Genomic DNA, 17843 nt, shown 5'->3' with positions numbered 1-17843 from the left:
AGGAGCCCATCCCATGTCCCAATTGTTCACCCCCATCAGCCTGGCCGGCCTGACCCTGCCCAATCGCGTGGTGGTGGCGCCCATGTGCCAATACAGCGCCAAGGACGGCGTGGCACAGGACTGGCACACCCAGCATTACGGCGCCCTGGCCGCGTCAGGCCCCGGCATGATCGTTCTGGAGGCCACCGGAATCGCCCCCGAAGGCCGCATCAGCCACCTTTGCCTGGGACTTTACGACGACGCCACCGAGGCGGCGCTGACCAAACTGGTGACCCAGCTCAAGAGCTTCGGCCCCAGCGCCATCGCCATTCAGTTGGGCCATGCCGGACGCAAGGGCGCCTCCGACGCGCCGTGGCTGGGCGGTGCCCCCACCGGTGCCTGGGAAAACGTGGCGCCGTCGGCCCTGCCGTTCGACGAGGACTGGCCGGCCCCCAAGGCGCTGGACGAAGCCGGTCTGGCCCGCCTGCGCGACGCCTTCACCGATGCCGCCTTGCGGGCCTTGCGCGCCGGGTTCGACGCCATCGAGGTTCATTCGGCGCACGGCTATCTGCTGCACCAGTTCCTGTCGCCGCTTTCCAACACCCGTACCGACGCCTATGGCGGCAGCCTGGAAAACCGCATGCGTTTCCCGCTCGAGGTCATCCGGGCCATGCGGGCCGTCTGGCCGCTGGGCAAGCCGCTGGGCATCCGCGTCAGCGCCACCGACTGGACCGAGGGCGGCCTGACGCTCGAGGAATCCCAAATCTACGCCCAGGAATTCGCCAAGGCCGGCATCGACTATGTCTGCGTGTCGTCGGGCGGCGTGGTGCCCAAGGCGGCCATTCCGGTCGGCCCGCTCTATCAGGTGCCGCTGGCCCAGGCCATCGGCGAGGCGTCTGGCCTGCCGGTGCGGGCCGTCGGATTGATCGCCACGCCGGAACAGGCGGAAGGGGTGGTGGCCGAGGGCAAGGCCGACATGGTCGCCATCGGCCGCGGTTTCCTCGACAACCCACGCTGGGTGTGGCACGCCGCCCAACGGTTGGGGGTCGAAATCCCTTACGTCAACCAGTACCGTTTCGCCTCGGGCCGTTATTGGCCGGGAGCGGCCATGGCCCGTCCGATAGCGGCGGAATAATACCGGCCAGCCTTTCATTTGACGTGCTGGCCGGTATCATGCCGCCATTGCGGCGGCGGCCAAGCGGCCGGATGGCTGCGCCCGGCGAGGGACAATACAACCGGTCAATTCATTGGCCGGTTGGAATAAGGCACGCCATCTCAACCACCCGGTCCACCGCCGCCGACACTTCGGGCGACAGCCCGGTGCCGGCGGCGAAATCCTTGCCCTCGACGCCGATGACGGTCAGACGCGGCGGCAAGCGTCCCAACAATCGGGCCATTTCCACCGCCTCGGCCAAACCGAAGACATGGCTGCTTTTGGGAAACAGGCCGGCCGGCAACTTTTCCGCCCCCGCGTCCCAGCACCGCACCGTGCCGGGGGGTGCGCCCGAACGGGTGGCGTCCACCACGACCACCGCGTCGATGCCTTGCCAGCATTCCATCAGGCTGGTGCCCTCGCCATGATGGGCAAGGGCGGTCACGTCGGGCCGGGCCAGGGCGGCGACCCGTTCGGCGACCACGGGCCCCAGCCCGTCGTCGCCCCGGAACGGATGGCCGACGCCCAGCACCAGAACGGTCATGAATTGTCGGCGAACCAGCGGGCAAAGAAGGTGTCGTCGCCTTCGCTGCGCAAGTTGCGGGTGGGCCGACCGCCGTCGTCGATCAGTTCCATGTCGCGCAGCCAGCGCACGATCTTCTTGAAATGGCCGACGTTTTGCAGGTTGGCCCCGCCTTCCATCCAGTTCTGTTCCAGGAAGGCCAGGATGGCGGGGTGGCCCAGTTCGGCCTCCCACAGGATGCCGAGCAGCGAACACAGCGCCTCCTCGACATCGCGCTCGGGACAGAACAGGGTCTGGACCGCGTCCGCTTCCTCGCGCTTGCCGCTTTCCGGGCCACACCCCAGACCGAAATCCAGCACCGCACGCCGTTCCGGCGCCGCCAATTGATAATGCCCGACCTCGTGGATCAGCACGCTGGGTTCCATGCGGGTGGCGACGTTCTGGCCGTCCCAGGTGAAATGGCTTTTCGGGTCCACGTCCAGGATGCCGAAGCCGAATTGGCGGCACAGTTCGACACCATCGGCGCGATGGCGTTCGTCTGTCGACAGCGTCATCAGGTCGCCGTCTGGAATGACGGCGGTAACGCGGTCGAACACCTTCAGCGCCAGCGGATAATCGGACAGCGCCCCCCGGAATTGCGGCAGCAGGGGACGAAGGGTTTCGTGGTCGACGGGTGTCAGCATCATGATGGCCGGTTTTTACCGCCAACACCCCCGCCAAGCCAACGAGAAAGCATCCAATGTGCTATAGTGAGGACCTCTCGTCGGAGGGCATGCCCATGTTCCGCGACTTTCCCCTGTCCGAGGTCTACCGCCTGCTCGAACCCGGCCCGGTGGTGCTGTTGAGCACCGCCGAAGGGGGGCGGGCCAACGTCATGGCCATGTCGTGGCACATGATGGTCGAGTTCACCCCGCCCTTGGTCGCCTGTGTAGTCAGCGGCGCCGATTTCAGCTTCGCCGCGCTGACCGGAACGGGGCAATGCGTCATCGCCATTCCCAGCGTCGAACTGGCGGAAACGGTGGTGGCGGTGGGGAATTCGTCAGGCCGCGACACCGACAAGTTCGCAACTTTCGGCCTGACGGCCCAACCGGCCCAGGCGGTGGCGGCACCATTGGTGGCGGAATGCTTCGTCAACCTGGAATGCCGGGTCGCCGACACGACGCTGGTGGACAAATACAATTTGTTCGTCCTTGAGGTGGTCAAGGCGTGGATCGACCCCGACCATCCCGACCCGCGCACCATCCACCATCGCGGTTTCGGCAAGTTCACCGTGGACGGCGAGACCATCGCGCTGAAATCCAAGATGCCGTGACCGCCGGTTCCTTTACCCGCGCTCCATCTCCAGCTTCAGGAAATGGGTCGCGCAGGAAATGCACGGGTCGTAATTGCGAATGGCCTGTTCCGCCCGCCATTTGATGGTTTCGTCCGCTTCTTCCAGATTGGCCTGAACCACCTTGGCCAGATCCAGTTCCATGACTTTCTGGTTCTGGGCGGTGGGCGGCACGATGCGAGCGTCCAGCACCGCCCCCCCCTTGTCGATGCGATAGCGGTGATAACAGATGCCGCGTGGCGCCTCGGTGCAGCCATGTCCTTCGCCGGCGCGGATCGCCGTCTCGATGAAGGCGACGTCCGGTTCCTCGTAGCCGCGCACCAGGGCCAGCGCGTCCTCGCAGGCCTGAACCAGTTCGACGGCGCGCACCACGATGCTTTGGAACGGGTTGCGCACCACCGGCCCCAGGCCGGCGGCGGCGGCGGCGGCGCGCGCGGTGTCCGACAGCTTGTCGTAATTGAGGTTGTAGCGGGCCAGCGGTCCGACATGGTGGGCGCTGCCGTTCTTGGCATAGCCGTGCAGGGCGTTGGACCACGGCACATGTTCCTCCTCGACATGGTCGAGGAAGGCGGAAACCGGAATGTCCAACCCTTGCGACGTCACCAGCCGGCCTTCGTGGATGGCGTATTCGTCCGGGTGGCGCAAGGCCATGAAGTTGTAATCCTGCTGGATGTCGGGAAACTCGAACCCGCCGACCAGCGCCACCGTGGCGACGGATGTTTCCACCGCCCATTCCAGATCGTCTTCCAACGCGCGCAATGCCTTGCGCGACGGCAGCTTGTAGAAACCGCCGACCCGCAGGTTGACGGGATGGATGGCCCGGCCGCCGCCCACCACCTCAAGAATGTCGTTGCCGATCTTCTTGAGCCGCAGCGCCTTTTCCACCAGCGACCGATCGACCGCCGCCAGTTCCAGCGCGTCGGCAAGCCCCAGGAAATCGGGGGCGTGCAGCATGTAGACATGCAGCGCGTGGCTTTCGATCCATTCGCCGCAATAGACCAGCCGGCGCAGGTCGCGGATCGGCCTAGTCACCCGCAGGCCCAGGATGTCCTCCATGGCCTGGGCCGCCCCCATCATGTAGGCGATGGGACAGATGCCGCAGATGCGCGCGGTGATGTCGGGCACCTCGCGGAAGTCGCGGCCCTTGAGGAAAGCCTCGAAAAAGCGCGGCGGCTCGAAAATGCCGAAGCGCAGTTCCTTGACTTGGCCGTCACGGATCTTCACCGACAAAGAGCCCTCGCCTTCCACACGGGCCAGGGCCTCGACCTTGATGGTGCGGGTGTCAGCCATGGCTGTCGCCCTCCTTGCGGAATGCGTCGGAATTGGCGTTGAAACTGCGGAACAGACGCTGGATTTCGTCGCGCGACCGCCCCTGGGCGGCCAGGGCGGCGGCCAACGAGGCGGTGTTCGGCGTCTCCATCGGCCCGAAACAGCCGTAACAGGCACGGTTGACGCCGGGGCACAGGGTGCCGCAGCCGGCTTGGGTAACAGGTCCCAGGCACGGTTCGCCGGCCGCCACCATACGGCACACCACGCCGTTGGCCTTGCATTCCATGCATTGCGAATGGCGTGGGATGTTGGGCCGCCGGCCATTCAAGGTGGCATTCAGCACTTCCAGCAACTGGTATTTGTTGATGGGACAGCCGCGCAGTTCGAAATCCACCGACACATGGTCCGACACCGCCGTCGAGGTGGTCAGCGTGTCGATGTATTCGGGATGGGCGTAGACCTTGCGGATGAACTCCTTGACGGAACCGAAGTTCCGAAGCGCCTGGATGCCGCCGGCGGTGGCGCAGGCGCCGATGGAAACCAGGGTCTTGGACATGCGCCGCACTTCGCGGATGGCCTTGATGTCATGCGGTGTGGTGATGGACCCTTCCACCAGCGAGACGTCGTAAGGCCCCTTTTCCACCTTGCGGGTGGCTTCCAGGAAATAGCTGATGCGCACTTCGCCCACCAGGGCCAGCAACTCGTCCTCGCAATCGAGCAAGGTCAACTGACAGCCGTCGCAGGATGAGAACTTGAAGACGGCGAGTTTCGGCTTCTTGCGCTCGGGCATGTCAGCCTCCTCACAACTCGGACACGCTGAACAGGTCGGCAACGCGGTCATAGCGGAACACCGGCCCGTCCTTGCACACGAAATGCGGCCCCCATTGGCAATGCCCGCACAGGCCGCAACCGCACTTCATGTTGCGTTCCATGGACAGCCAGATGTGGTCGCGCCCGACACCACGCTTTTCCATGGCCTGGGCGCCATAACGCATCATGACCTCTGGGCCGCAGATGAAGGCGGTGGCCTGTTGCGGGTCGAAACCGCCCTTCATCACCAGATTGGTGACCACACCGACATTGCCGCTCCACTTGCCGGTGGCGCGGTCCACGGTGACCAGGACGTCCATGTCGAAACGGCCGCGCCAGCGCTCGACCTCTTTCTTGTAAAGAATATCCTCGGGCGTGCGGGCGCCATACAGCACCATGACCCGGCCGTAACGGTCGCGATTGCTCATGGCGTGGTAGATGGCCGGCCTGAGCGGGGCCAGTCCGACGCCGCCGGCCACGAATACCAGATCGCGGCCATAGGCGGATTCGACCGGCCAGGCGGTGCCGAACGGACCGCGCACGCCAATGCTGTCCCCTGCCTTCAAGGCGTTCAAGGCCTGGCTGACCTGTCCGACGGCGCGGGTGGTATGCACCAGGCACGAACGGTCGGCGGGATCGCCGGAAATGGAGATGGGAATTTCGCCGACGCCAAACACGTACAGCATGTTGAACTGGCCGGGGCGAAAGACGAATTCCCAACCGTCCTCGGCCAGCAATTCCATGGTGAAGGTGTCGGACAGGTCGCGCCGCACCTTCTCGACCCGGAACAGGCGGGGCAGCATGGGGTCGCGGTCTTCGGCAAGGGAATGGGCCGTCATGGTCATTTCCCCTTCTTCTTCGGCGCCTTGTCGGCTTTCTTGCCCTTTTTCGCCAGCTTGAGCTCGGCCTTGGTGGCGGCGGCTTCGGCCTTGACGCCTTCAAGGGCGGCGACGGCCGAGCGGTTGCGCCCCTTGGAATCCCTGACCGCCTTTTCCACCTTGGGCTTGGCCGGCTTGTCCTTGGGCGCCACGGCCGGTCCGTAAAGGTCAAGCATCTGCATGCGCGCCGCCGCCAGACGATGGGCCATCACCGGCACGAAGCGGGCCAGGACGGCATAACCCAACTGCGGATTTTCCAGCATGGCCCGGCGCAGGCAATCGGCGTCGAAGGCCAGGACCCGCAAATCCGTCTGGGCACGGGCGGCAAAGGCAGCGCGATGCGGCGGCACCAGCCAAGACCAGCCCAGCACGTCGCCGGCCCCCAGGGTTTCCAGCACGATGGGCTTGCGTACCGGCGGCTCGACCTCGACCGCCACCTGCCCCTCGCGGATCACATAGAACTTCCTGGCCTCCGCGCCTTCACGGAACAGGTGCTCGCCGGCGGCGAAACGTTCGTTGACCGCCAGACACACCAGGGCGGCACGCAAATCGGGCGCCATGTCGCGGAAAAAGGGATGTTCGTCGATGACGCGGCCGAGATCTCGCGGCTTGACCATGGTCGTCCTCCCCTAGCCTTGGGTGCCCTTGCGCGTGGCGGCGATGGCCGCCACCTCGGCGGTGATGTCGATGCCCACCGGACACCAGGTGATGCAGCGCCCGCAACCGACACAGCCGGAACTGCCGAACTGGTCGGCCCAGGTGGACAGCTTGTGGGTGATCCACTGGCGATAGCGCGACTTGGCCTCGGTGCGGACGGCGCCGCCATGGATGTAGGAAAACTCGACCGAGAAGCAGGAATCCCACTTGCGCCAACGTTCGGCATGGTCGCCCGACAGGTCGGTGACGTCCTCGACCGTGGTGCAAAAACAGGTGGGGCAGACCATGGTGCAGTTGCCGCAACTCAGGCACCGCGCCGCCACGTCGTCCCAGCGCGGGTGGTCCGGCATGGATTGAAGGGCCGCCGCCGTGTCACGGTCCAGCACCCGCCCCTGTCCGGCCCGCGCCGCCTTGCGCGCCGCGGCCACCATCTTCAGGTCGGCGGCGGTGGGAGCGGACAGCGAAAGTCCGGTCAGAATCTCACGCCCCCGGTCGCTTCCGGCCTCGGCCAGGAAGCGCTGCCCCTTGATCTCCAACAGTCGAATGTCGTGGCCCGACGTCACCTCGGGCCCGGTTCCCATGGAAGCGCAAAAACAGGTGGAAGCGGCTGCGCCACATTCCACCGCCACCACGAAGGCGGCGGCCAGACGGGCCTGGTAGCCGGGATCGGGAAAGGTCTTGTCGCCGAACACCCGAGCCTGAAGGGCGACGGCCGCCAGTTCGCAGGCCCGCGGCCCGAGAAACGCCATGGGCGCCTCTTCGCCCTCCTCGGCTTCGACCTGAAAACCAGCCCCCTGGCGCCGTGCGGCGAACAGGCGTTGGCGCGGCGGATACAAAAAGCGTTTCCACCCCTGCGCCCCAAGGGTATAGCCGAACAGCACGTCATCCGTCCGTTTGCGCAGACGGTAACGCCCGCCTTCGGTCTCGTCGCCAAGACCGGCCGGCAAGTCCTCGATGTCGTCGATGTCGTCGTAAACGATGGCGCCATCGGCGGAACGGGGGCCGACGACCCGATAGCCCTTGGTCCGCAGCGCGGCGATCAATTGGCCCAAACCATCCTTGTCCAGAATGGCGGGCGCGCCATTGGAGGCGTCAACCCCAGGCATCGCACCCCCCTTGTTTCAGTAAGGGATGAAATACTGTACACCCTGGTTGCATCTCTGCCAACCGAGGATACAGCGCAAGTTCTTGGTAATACAAAATAATGGATGCCAATATTTTAGGTTCTTCGCCGATTTGCGGGAAAGAGCCCATCAACAAGGCGTCACCCGGTCACGTCCCATCGAGTGGTGTAGCAGCGTTTGCCTGGGGATGATGGCGCAGGGCGCGTAGCGCCCGGAGGCATCATCCCCAGGCTTGCCCGCGCGTGTCGCGGGTGGTCATCGTCGATCTTCGGTAGGGTTTGGTTGCGACCTTCAATCCCATCGAGCGCCTCAACGGCGAGATCAAACGCCGCACCGAGGTCGTCGGCATCTTCCCCAACGAAGCAGCCATCACCCGCCTGATCGGCGCCATCCTCTTGGAGCAGAACGACGAATGGGCCGTCCAACGAGCCCGCTACATGACCCTGGAATCCGTCGCCCCCTTGGGTGATGATCCGCTGACAAGCCTGCCGCCCGTCGCGGCAGCCTGAGCAACCCGGCCAAGCCTGCCGGAGATCAAACGGCGACTGCGCTGTTACACCAATCCCTGGGACACGATCTCAGCAACTTCAGCTTCCTCGGTTCAGACCGAGTGGGCAACCTCCTGAGACTTCACAACTAGACCCTATGCTCGCCCCCTGAAACGGCTGGCGAACATAGGGGCTAAAGCATATACATCATATGGTCTGGGCTTCCTTTGTCCCTCACCGGGCGCCCTCCTCCGCGGGCTTGGCCGCGGCCTCAACGGCCGCAGGTCGCAGCCTGCGTCCGATCGAACGCAGGCTGCTCTACTCCACCACTTCCCTCAGCGCCTTGAGCGAGCGTTCCCACAGGTCGGGCAAGGCCTTGGCCCAGGCGACGCTGGCCGGGTCCTCGGCGCGGGCCATGTTCTCGATGGTGCGACAGCGTTCGTTGAGCGCCAGAAGGTGCAAACTGGCCGAGGCCGAGGCCATGCGGTGCACCGACGCCGCCAACGGCGTCAGGGATTGCGCCTCGGCATGGGCCAGAACCTGACGCAAATCCTCGGACGAAGACGTGCGGAACAGTTCGACCAGCCCGCGCATGCGGTCACGCCCCAAATCCTTGAGGTCGGCCAGGAAATCGGGCAACGCCAACAACGACACCTCGGGCCCCACCGGGATTTCGTCTCTGCCCGGCGTTTCGGTGGCCGCCAGCAGCCGCACCACCTCCTCGACATGGAACGGCTTGGCCAAGCAGCCGTTCAGGCCGGCGTCGCGCCACAGACGGCCGTCGCGTTCGGTCGGGTTGGCGGTCAGCAGCCACATGGGCGTGGTCGCCGCCGTTCCCCCCAGGGCACGGATGCGTCGGGCGGTTTCCAGCCCGTCCATGTCCGGCATGTGCATGTCCAGCAAGACCAATTGGAACCCACCCAGGCGCATGGCCTCGATCGCCGCCAGCCCATCCTCGACCGCGGTGACCCGGTGCCCCTGGCGTTGCAACAGGCCGGCAGCCACCTCGCGGTTGACCGGGTTGTCATCCACCAGAAGAATATTGCAACTGGGGCGGTCATCATCGACCACCGTCTCTTCCGTCTGCACCGCCGTCGCTTCGGCCGGCGGCAGCGCCACCACGAACCAGAAGGTGCTGCCCGTCCCGTCCTGGCAGTCATAGCCGATGTCGCCACCCATCAGCGTCACCAGCCGCTTGCAGATGGCAAGCCCCAGGCCGGTACCGCCGAAGCGGCGGGTAATGGACGAATCGGCCTGCCAGAATTCGGTGAACAGACCGCCGCGCGCCGCCTCGGGGATACCGATTCCCGTGTCGGACACGGCGAACCGCAGGACTACCCGGCCATCGGCCAGGGAATCGATGGCCTCGACCGACATGGTGACGGAACCGCTGTCGGTGAACTTGATGGCGTTGCCCACCAGATTAAGCAAAATCTGACGCAATCTCAGCGGGTCGCCAGAGACGAAAGACGGCACGCCGCCTCCGAAACGGCACCCCAGGATCAGCCCCTTCTCGGCGGCTCGCGGCGCCATCATCAGACGCAGTTCATCGATCAGATCCAGGGCGTCGAAAGCGACGGTCTCCAGCGTCAGCCCGTCCGCCTCGAGCCGCGAGAAATCCAGAATGTCGTTGACCAATCCCAACAGCAACTCGCCCGAACTGACCACCGTCTCGGCGAAGGTCCGCTGTTTGACATCAAGCGGAGTGTCGAGCAGCAACCGCGCCATGCCAAGAATGCCGTTCAAGGGCGTCCGCACCTCGTGCCCGACGGTGGCCAAGAACACCGACTTGGCGTGCGCCGCCAGTTCGGCACGGTCGCGCGCCTCCTTCAGCGCCCGTTCCGCCCCCTTGCGTTCGATGGCATAACGGACCACCCGCGACAGCATGTGGCCGTCGCTGGCGCCTTTGACCAGATAATCCTGGGCACCGTGTTTCAACGCCTCGATGGCCTGGAAATCGTCGTCATTGCCGGTCAGCACCACCACCGGCAGATCCGGCGCGGCGGCGGTCAGCGCCGTCAGCGTGGACAGGCCCGCGCTGTCGGGAAGCGACAGGTCGGCCAGAACCACGTCGATGCCGCCAAGCGCCAGACGTTGCGTGGCGCCCCCCAGGCGACCGCAGGTTTCCACCAGAAAGTCGGTGTGGGTGACCCGCCGCAGCATCCGTTCGACCAATTTGGCGTCGGCGGGATCGTCCTCAAGCAGCAAGACGTGGATGGTCTCGCTCATATCCCCCCCTTGGCCGGCAGACACACCACACGAAACCAGTAATCCTGGACCGCGTGGATGGCGCGGCTGAAATCCTCGACGTCCATGGGTTTGGACAGAAAGGAGTTGGCCCCCATCTGGTAGGCCTTGGCGACGTCGCGCTCGGCCTCGGAGGTGGACAGGACCACCACCGGAATGCCGCGCAAGGCCCGGTCCCCCTTCAACTCCTCAAGAATTTCGTGCCCGGAACGGCCCGGCAGGTTGAGATCGAGCAGGATCAGCGCCGGGCGTGGCGCCGAACGGAAATCGGCACCGATGCGCCGCAGGAAGGCCAGCGCCTCCCCCCCGTTTTTCACATGGTGAAGGGTCACCGGATAGGTCCCGCGCTTCAGCGCGATCCTGACCAGCCCGGCGTCGCCCAAATCGTCTTCGACCAACAGGATGTGGAAGGTGTCTTGCGGCTCGTCCATGTCGTTCCCGCTTGTCAGGCACCCGCCGGTTCGGGCAACCGGCGCATCTTGGGCCAAGTGAAATGGAAGATGGTCCCGGTCGGCGCCCCCGGCTCCACCCAGATACGCCCGCCCTGGCGCTCGACCACCTTGCGGCAAATGGCAAGGCCGATACCAGTGCCTTCGTATTCGTCACGGGCATGGAGACGCTGGAAAATACCGAACACCCGCTCGGCATGTTCCGGGGGGACGCCGATACCGTTGTCGGCCACCGTGAACTGCCAATAATCACCCCAGTCCCCCAAGGTCACCACCACCTCGGGGCGACGCTCGGGTGAACGGTACTTGACCGCGTTTCCGACCAAATTCTGGAACAAGCGCGTCATCTCGCCCGCATCGCCCAGAACCACCGGCATCTTGGCCGGCAACACCACATGGGCGCCGGCCTCGTCGATCTCGGTTTGCAGGTCCATCAAGGCGAGATCGGCGGCGCGGCTGGTGTCCACCGGCTGGTCGGTGCTGGCACGGCCGACACGGGAATAGGCCAGAAGATCGGTGATCAGCGCGTCCATGCGCCGCACGCCGTCACGGATGAAGTCCATGAACTCGCGGGTTTCGACATCCAGCTTGTCGTCCAGGCTTTCCTCGATCAGCGACACATAGGAGCGCACGGTCCGCAACGGCTGCCGCAAATCGTGCGACGCCACATAGGCGAATTGCTCCAGTTCTTCGTTGGAACGGCTCAACTCGACCACCAGGGCGTCCAGTTTCTCCTCGAGCCGCTTGCGGTCGGTGATGTCCTGGATGGTGACGTCGACGCGGGTCGGCAACCCGTCGTCGCCATAGGCCACCTCGGCACGGAACTGGCCGACCCGTTCCTGGCCGTCGGGGCGCATCAAACGGATATCCTCGACCACATGGCCATCGCCTTGACGGGACAGGGCGGCGTCAAGGGCGGCGGCCAGCCGTTCGCGGTCGTCGTAATGCACCCGCCGGAAAAAGGCGGCACGGCTGGGGTCCTCCTCGCCGGGCACGGTCCCCAAAAGAGCATGGAACTGATCGGACCACACCTGGCGACCGGTGGCCGATTCCCAGGTGGCGCTGCCGATGCGGGCAACACGTTCGGCATTGGACAGCAAGGTCTGGCTGCGGCGTTCCAAATCCTGGTACGCCGCATCCAGGCGTTCGACCATGCCGGAAAACGCCGCGCCCAACCGGGCGATCTCGTCGTCGCCGTCGATGACGAACGCGGCACGGTCGCCTTTGCCGAAAGCGAACGATGTCGCCGCCTCGGCCAGACCAGAAAGAGCGTATGTCAACCGCCGCCCCAGAACAGCGGCGAACAGCACCACCAACAAGGTGCTGGCGGCACCGATGGCCAGGAACGTGGTGGTCAGCCGCCTGAGCGGCACGTCCAGGGTCTGCGGCTGCGCGCCGACACGGACGAACAGACGGACCACCGACAATTGCGGAGCCAGCGGCACCGCCGCCTCGGCGATCATGGGTGCCTGGGCGTCGTCCAACCCCTTGTCCAAGCGGGCCACGTACGAACGGCCATCGGCCTCGACCCGCAATTCGCCGCTGACCACGCCAGCCTGTTGCGCGGCGCGTCGGGCCAGTTCGTCCAGGGTCACACGCCACACCAAGGCCCCTTCGGCAGTGCCGGTATTGGCATAGATCACCGGTTCGGCCACCCGTAACTCCGGGCCGTCGCCCCCCACCGTCACCGTCGCCCGCACGCGGCCGCTGGCCACCGCCGCCGCCACCCACGGGTCCGGTTCCATGTCGCTTCCGCCAAGCCCCCCGACCAACGGCCGGCCGATGAAGTCGGTGACCGCCAATGCCGTCCGCATGCCGTGCACTTCGGCGACGTCGGCCAACAGGGGGCGCAGGTAGGTTTCGCGTCCGACGCTGTCCACCAGGGCGTTGGCGATGGCGGAATTACCGGCCAAGGCATGGAACGTCGCCGAGATGCCGTCGATCAGGTCGCTCACCTTCTCGGCCCGCAAGGTCGCCTCGGTGGACAACAGCTCGGAAACCTGGCCGCGAATCAGCTGCGCCGTCACCAACCAGGCACCGCCGCCCATCAACAGAACGAAGAACACGGCCAAGGCCGAGGCGGAAACCGCGACACGAGTGGAAAGCCGGGAACCCAACCGGGGAATCACCGCCCCCCTCCCGCCGGCAACGGCACGATGGTTCCATCGGCGCGCGGAACAGCCATGAACACGTTCTCAGGCCCCAGCGCGTCGTGGTCTTCCGGTGTGAACGGCGGGGCATAGCGCCGCACCAGCCCATCGTAAGGCGGCGAATGCTCGAGCGCATCGCGCACGCGGGCACGGTCGGTGGACCCCGCCCGGTCGATGGCTTGCGCCAACAGATGCACCAGATCGTAAGCATGGGCGACACCGACCGGCGAGGCGATTTCCGCGGCCTCGACCGGACCGTACATCTCGCGCCACAAGCCAAGGAAACGCATCGCCTTGTGCGGGTCGGCGGTCAGGAAACTGAACGTCTGAACCACCGACAGATCCAACGTGTCCATGGGAACCCCCACCTGCGCGGTCAAGGTTCCCCCGGTCACGCCCCAATGCATGATCAGCGGAAGCTGTTCCGACCGGGGCATCATGGCGACCTCGCGCAACAGCACCGCCCCTTCGGCGTCGTTGGCGATGAACAGGATTGCCTGGGCTCCGGCGCGCAACAGTTCCACATAGGGCCGCGCCAGACTTTTCTCGCCCCAATTGTACCATTTGACCTCGACCACCTGGGGCATACCCGGCCCGGCGGAGCGGTCAATGGCGGCGACGCCGGAACGGCCCCAACCGGTGTTGGGAGCCAGCACGCCCACCCGTTCCGCCCCCTTGGCGGCGGCGTGGCGCAGCAAGGCGGGCATGGCCCAACGGTCGCGCAGCGAAAGCCGGAACACGTAATTGGGCTTGCGGCCGTTATCGGTGATGCCGTCGGCCGACGCCCAGGGGTCCATCAGGATCAGCCCCAGATCGTGCAGCAAGCCGATGTTTTCCAACACGACCGGACTGAAGCGGCCACAAAACACCGCCACAAGGTCGGGCATGGTCGCCAGTTCGACCAGGTTCTCGCGCGAGCGGGCGGGAACCGAGCGGTTGTCGCGGATGGCCAGTTCCAGGGGCCGACCGCCCAGAACACCGCCGGCCGCGTTGACTTCGGCGATGGCGATGCGCATGCCGCGTTCGATGGCCTGGGCCGACGTACTGCCCAACAGGCCGAACTCGGCGTCGAGCCCGATACGGACCGGCTCGGCGGCCCAAACCGGCCGCCCCGCCGCCAAAGCAGCCACGACAACCAGAAGCCCCAGCAAAAGTCTCATCGGCTTCCCCCACGGAACCGCGCTAGGATAGGATGGCCCGTCTCCCCCGGCAAGCGCCACAGCGACGCCACGATGAACCGCGACTATCCGCCCCATCCGATCCCCGCCGCCCTGGCCATGGTGGTCCGCGATGGCCGTGTCTTGCTGGCGCGGCGCGGCAAGGGAAACACACCCGACCCCTGGGGCTTTCCCGGCGGCGCCGTCGAGGTGGGGGAAACGGTGCTGGCGGCGGCACAACGCGAACTGGCCGAGGAAACCGGAATCCGGGCCCGGCCTGAAAGGGTGGTCGAGGTGTTCGACATCATCGTCCACGATGCGTCGGGACGGGTCCGCACCCATTTCGTGGTCAACGCCGTGCGCATGACCACCCCCGAAGGCGAGGCGCACCCCGCCAGCGACGTGATCGAGACCGGCTGGTTCACCCTGGACCAGATCTCCACGTTGCCGCGTCACCCGAACCTGGACCGTCTTGCGGCGGCCATGCTGGATGCGTCACCGGCCTGACGGAAAGCGAAGCCGCCCCGGCACCGAGGGTCGCCGGCATTTTCACCAAAGCGTCACGCTGCGACCCCGAACCCATCCCTATGCTGCATCCGGCCCGACAATGGACGTCAGATCCGGCATGAACACCGAAACCGATCTCACCATCGAAGACATGATCCGCGCCGCCTACCGCCTGTCCTGGCCGGGGCCGGCGCCCCGTCCGCCCACGCCTGTCGCCCAGCTTCGGGCGCGGGTCAGCAATTGGTGCCGACGCGAGAAACTGACCGGCTGGCCGGTGGTGCTGTCCTCCCCCCAGGGTTGAACACTTGCCCTTGGCCGTCCGAGGCTTTATCGCTTAGCGAACCAAAGCCCCGACGGTCGAGGACGCCATGGCCGCACCATCTTCCCCACCCGCCCCCCAGGCGGACGTGCTGCATTTTCTCAGCCGCAGCGCCACCCATGGCGGCCGACGGCCGCAACGTCTGGACACCCACATCTCCACCATCTTCCTGGCCGGCGAGCACGCCTGGAAACTGAAGAAGGCGGTGGTGCTGCCTTTTCTCGACTTCAGCAGCCTGGAAAGCCGCCGCCGCGCCTGCGAGGCGGAAATCGAGATCAACCGCCGCGCCGCGCCCGACATCTATCTGGGCGTGGTCGCGGTGACACGCGGCCCGGACGGGGCGTTGCGACTGGGCGGCGATGGCGAAGCGGTGGAATGGCTGGTACACATGCGCCGCTTCGACCAGCGCACCTTGTTTTCCAAGCTGGTGCCGGCCGGCAGGGTCGACCGGCACCGCATCCAGGCGTTGGCCGAAGCGGTGTGGCGGTTTCACCAGGGCGCACCGCGACGACCCGACCGGGGCGGAGCCGCCGCCATGGCGGCGGTGGTCGATGGCAACGCCGCCAGCATGGCCGCCCATGCCGACATCCTGCCGCCCGCCCAATGCGCGGCCTTGACCGAGGCGACGCACGCCACCCTTGCCCGGCTGGCCGGGCTTCTCGATGAACGGCGGGCCGCCGGGCTGGTGCGGCACTGCCATGGCGACCTGCATTGCGGCAACATCTGTCTGGTGGGCGGCCGGCCGACACCGTTCGACGCCATCGAGTTCTCCGAGACCTTCGCCTGCATCGACGTCTTCTACGACCTCGCTTTCCTGTTGATGGACCTGGACCGGCGCGGTGCCCGGCCACTGGCCGGTTATGCCTTCAACCATTACCTCGACCTGTCTGGCGACTATCAGGCGGTCGCCACGCTGCCGTTGTTCCTGTCGGTGCGGGCCGCCGTCCGGGCTCATGTCTCGGCCACCATGGCGGCCGGGGCCGAAGGCGCGGAACGCGACCGCCTGACCCAGGCGGCACGGGATTACCTGATCGCGGCCCAGGATTACCTGTCGCCCCCCGCCCCCACCTTACTGGCGGTCGGCGGCCTGTCGGGCAGCGGCAAGTCGCGCATGGGACGTGAACTGGCACCGCTTCTGGCCATGCCGGCGGCGGCGGTGGTGCGCACCGATTCCTTGCGCAAGCACTTGATGGGAGCCGGTCTATTGGACAAGCTGGGCCCCGAGGGCTATACCCCCGAAATGGGCGAACGGACCTATCAGGCGTTGTACGAGACTTGCCGCCAAGTGCTGCGCGCCGGCCATGCGGCGGTCGCCGACGCGGTTTTCGCCAAACCCGAACAACGCGACGCCATCGAACGTGTCGCCCGCGAGGCCGGCGTGCCGTTCAAGGGATTGTGGCTGTTCACCCCGCCCGATCTGGCGGCAAACCGCATCCGCACCCGCCGGGCCAACGTGTCCGACGCCACCGTCGAAGTGCTGGAACACCAGTTGTCCTACGACCTGGGAGACATTACGTGGCCCCAGGTCCAGACCGGCGGCTCCAAGGTCAAGGCCCTTGCCGACGGCCGGACGGCATTGGGGCTATGACCACGCGGCGGGGCTCCGGCATTAACAAGCGCCACCATGCGGCGCATAATTGAACCCCTGATCACGGGAGGAACGTCATGACCGAATTCAAGACCGCCTTGGTTCCGCTGAGCGAGAGCGAGGGCGCCGACGCGTCGCTGGACGCCGCGTTCGGGCTGGCGGCCACCTTCGGCACCCATGTACTGGGCCTGCATGTCCGCTCCGACCCCACCACCGCCGTTCCATTGGTCGGCGAGGGCATGTCGGGCGGCATGGTCGAGGAAATGATGACCATGGCCGAACGTCAGGCCGCCGAACGCGCCGACAAGGTCCGCGCGGCGTTCGACGCCGCCTGCACCCGCCACGCCATTCCCCGTGCCGACACTCCGGTCGAGGGGCCTTCGGCGGCATGGCTGGACATCACCGGCCGCGAGGAAGAGGCCATCGCCTGGCGCGGCCGTCTGGCCGACCTAGTGATCATGGGCCGACCGGCCGACGGGCTCGACCCGGCGGCGTTGCTCAACCTCAATGCCGCCTTGATGGAAAGCGGCAAGCCGCTGCTGCTGACCCCGCCGACACCGCCGGCCGCCTTGGGACGCCGCGTCGCCATCGCCTGGAACGGCAGCGCCGAAGCCGGCCGTGCCGTGGCCGCGGCCCTGCCGCTGTTGCGCCGGGCCGAAGCGGTCACCATCCTGACCGCCACCGAAAGCGGCTCGCAATCCGCGCCGCTGGCACCGCCGCCGGCATCCGAACTGGCTTCCTACCTGTCCTGGCACGGCATCGCCGCCGCCACCCAGGTCGTCCCGGCGGGCGCCAACGCCGGCGTGGTTTTGCTTGAACAATGCGCCGGACTGGGGGCCGACCTGCTGGTCATGGGGGCCTATACCCATTCCCGTCTGCGCCAGTTGATCCTGGGCGGCGTCACCCGCCACGTTCTGGGACACGCACCGATTCCATTGTTCCTGTGCCACTGATCCCAAGCGAATTCACGGGCGGCCGCATGTCAGCCATGCGGCCGCCCGTGTCGTTTCCCCCCCGCGACATCCTCACGGACGGTCAAAGCAAGGCCCCATATGGCATCGCTGCACTGCACCCGTAATATTGTGCACTGCCATATTTAAAGTGTAATAAACAACGCGACATGCAATTGGTGGTGTAAAAAGCACAACCACCCATGCTATGGTTCTTCTTACGACGACGCGTCCGAGAACATATCGGAACTTGCCGAATTCCCAG

Annotated in this window: 17 protein-coding genes and 1 pseudogene; 7 read left to right on the top strand and 11 right to left on the bottom strand. The window is 66.1% G+C overall.

Translation table 11 applies throughout. The features are described from left to right. The first annotated feature begins 13 nt into the window (after positions 1–13). Positions 14–1114 (top strand): NADH:flavin oxidoreductase/NADH oxidase, encoded by a 1101-nt coding sequence (locus tag G4223_RS10755; protein ID WP_163679076.1) that lies wholly within the window; start codon positions 14–16, stop codon positions 1112–1114. 109 nt (positions 1115–1223) lie between these two features. Here G4223_RS10755 and G4223_RS10750 read toward each other — a convergent pair whose 3' ends face one another. Beyond that, positions 1224–1676 (bottom strand): hydrogenase maturation protease, encoded by a 453-nt coding sequence (locus G4223_RS10750; RefSeq protein ID WP_163679073.1) that lies wholly within the window; start codon positions 1674–1676, stop codon positions 1224–1226. Then, entirely contained in the window at positions 1673–2341 is a 669-nt protein-coding gene (locus tag G4223_RS10745; protein WP_163679070.1) for a hypothetical protein, read from the bottom strand. The genes G4223_RS10750 and G4223_RS10745 overlap by 4 nt, the downstream gene beginning before the upstream one ends. Positions 2342–2427: 86 nt before the next feature. Between G4223_RS10745 and G4223_RS10740 the strand changes: the two genes are divergently transcribed. Further along, a complete protein-coding gene (locus G4223_RS10740) occupies positions 2428–2967 on the top strand; it encodes a flavin reductase family protein (RefSeq protein ID WP_205762468.1) in 540 nt (179 codons plus the stop codon). A 12-nt stretch (positions 2968–2979) separates the two neighbouring features. Here the strand turns inward: G4223_RS10740 and G4223_RS10735 are convergent, their stop codons facing one another. Genes G4223_RS10735 through G4223_RS10715 form a run of 5 tightly spaced genes read right to left on the bottom strand, consistent with a single transcriptional unit; the run spans position 2980 to position 7705 of the window. Beyond that, positions 2980–4275, bottom strand: coding sequence for a Ni/Fe hydrogenase subunit alpha (locus G4223_RS10735; RefSeq protein ID WP_163679067.1), 1296 nt, complete (start codon positions 4273–4275; stop codon positions 2980–2982). Continuing rightward, a complete protein-coding gene (locus G4223_RS10730; RefSeq protein ID WP_163679065.1) occupies positions 4268–5044 on the bottom strand; it encodes an NADH-quinone oxidoreductase subunit B family protein in 777 nt (258 codons plus the stop codon). Before G4223_RS10730 ends, G4223_RS10735 begins: the two co-directional genes overlap by 8 nt. 10 nt (positions 5045–5054) lie before the next feature. Then, positions 5055–5903, bottom strand: a complete 849-nt coding sequence (locus G4223_RS10725) for an FAD/NAD(P)-binding protein (RefSeq protein WP_241004063.1) — start codon at positions 5901–5903, stop codon at positions 5055–5057. 2 nt (positions 5904–5905) lie between these two features. Beyond that, positions 5906–6559 (bottom strand): cyclic nucleotide-binding domain-containing protein, encoded by a 654-nt coding sequence (locus G4223_RS10720; protein ID WP_163679057.1) that lies wholly within the window; start codon positions 6557–6559, stop codon positions 5906–5908. Positions 6560–6571: 12 nt separating this feature from the next. Beyond that, positions 6572–7705, bottom strand: a complete 1134-nt coding sequence (locus tag G4223_RS10715) for a 4Fe-4S dicluster domain-containing protein (protein WP_163679054.1) — start codon at positions 7703–7705, stop codon at positions 6572–6574. 311 nt (positions 7706–8016) lie between these two features. Between G4223_RS10715 and G4223_RS10710 the strand changes: the two are divergent. Continuing rightward, a pseudogene (locus tag G4223_RS10710) lies at positions 8017–8232 on the top strand (transposase); the annotation flags it as partial. A 297-nt stretch (positions 8233–8529) separates the two neighbouring features. On the opposite strand, the gene G4223_RS10705 reads toward G4223_RS10710, so the two are convergent. From G4223_RS10705 to G4223_RS10690, 4 genes are read right to left on the bottom strand one after another with little or no spacing between them, the layout of a single operon-like run. Continuing rightward, positions 8530–10440, bottom strand: coding sequence for a hybrid sensor histidine kinase/response regulator (locus tag G4223_RS10705; RefSeq protein ID WP_163679050.1), 1911 nt, complete (start codon positions 10438–10440; stop codon positions 8530–8532). Continuing rightward, entirely contained in the window at positions 10437–10889 is a 453-nt protein-coding gene (locus G4223_RS10700; protein ID WP_163679047.1) for a response regulator, read from the bottom strand. The genes G4223_RS10705 and G4223_RS10700 overlap by 4 nt, the downstream gene beginning before the upstream one ends. Positions 10890–10903: 14 nt before the next feature. After that, the gene (locus G4223_RS20385) at positions 10904–13036 is read right to left on the bottom strand and encodes an ATP-binding protein (protein WP_163679045.1); all 2133 of its coding nucleotides are present in this window, start codon (positions 13034–13036) and stop codon (positions 10904–10906) included. After that, positions 13033–14217, bottom strand: coding sequence for an ABC transporter substrate-binding protein (locus G4223_RS10690; protein ID WP_163679043.1), 1185 nt, complete (start codon positions 14215–14217; stop codon positions 13033–13035). Before G4223_RS10690 ends, G4223_RS20385 begins: the two co-directional genes overlap by 4 nt. 72 nt (positions 14218–14289) lie before the next feature. On the opposite strand from G4223_RS10690, the gene G4223_RS10685 reads away from it, so the two are divergent. From G4223_RS10685 to G4223_RS10670, 4 genes are all read left to right on the top strand, one after another. Continuing rightward, a complete protein-coding gene (locus G4223_RS10685) occupies positions 14290–14721 on the top strand; it encodes an NUDIX hydrolase (protein WP_163679041.1) in 432 nt (143 codons plus the stop codon). 118 nt (positions 14722–14839) lie between these two features. Next, positions 14840–15022, top strand: a complete 183-nt coding sequence (locus G4223_RS10680; RefSeq protein ID WP_163679039.1) for a hypothetical protein — start codon at positions 14840–14842, stop codon at positions 15020–15022. 67 nt (positions 15023–15089) lie between these two features. Next, positions 15090–16628, top strand: coding sequence for a bifunctional aminoglycoside phosphotransferase/ATP-binding protein (locus G4223_RS10675; protein WP_163679036.1), 1539 nt, complete (start codon positions 15090–15092; stop codon positions 16626–16628). A gap of 77 nt (positions 16629–16705) precedes the next feature. Next, positions 16706–17581: a universal stress protein gene (locus tag G4223_RS10670; RefSeq protein ID WP_163679034.1), complete on the top strand. Its 876-nt coding sequence runs from the start codon at positions 16706–16708 to the stop codon at positions 17579–17581. Positions 17582–17843: the final 262 nt, after the last annotated feature.

The organism is Magnetospirillum aberrantis SpK, assembly GCF_011022235.1.
GTDB lineage: Bacteria > Pseudomonadota > Alphaproteobacteria > Rhodospirillales > Magnetospirillaceae > Magnetospirillum > Magnetospirillum aberrantis.
This window is presented reverse-complemented; position numbering and strand designations above follow the sequence as displayed.